This is a genomic window from Pseudomonas sp. HY2-MNA-CIBAN-0224 (genome assembly GCF_040310285.1).
Lineage (GTDB): Bacteria > Pseudomonadota > Gammaproteobacteria > Pseudomonadales > Pseudomonadaceae > Aquipseudomonas > Aquipseudomonas helleri.
Genome location: NZ_JBEOPQ010000274.1, coordinates 1 through 344 on the forward strand (window position 1 = coordinate 1; position 344 = coordinate 344).

General features: G+C 47.4%; 1 protein-coding gene. It reads left to right on the forward strand.

Annotated elements, in window-relative coordinates:
* Nucleotides 1-71: 71 nt before the first annotated feature.
* On the forward strand, nucleotides 72-344 hold a 273-nt coding region (locus AAEZ03_RS26365; protein ID WP_350582711.1), incomplete at its 3' end, for an alpha/beta fold hydrolase.

Below are 344 nucleotides of genomic sequence, written 5' to 3' on the forward strand. Positions count from 1 at the left end.
ACGTTAGCGTTGCACAGCAAGACAATCAAGCTGTCGATTTATATTATGAGGTCTAAGGTAGCGGCAAGCCTGTGGTATTAATCCATGGCTGGCCGCTGAGTGGACGCGCTTGGGAGTCGCAATTGATGACACTCGTTGAAGCTGGTTATCAAGTCATTACTTATGATAGACGCGGCTTTGGTCAATCGTCTAAGCCATGGGAAGGTTATGATTACGATACCTTAGCGCAAGATCTAAAAGCATTGATGGATGAGCTGGATCTGCAAGATGCTACTATCGTTGGCTTCTCTATGGGTGGCGGCGAAGTCGCTCGCTATTTGGGCAACTTTGGTTCAGAACGCATT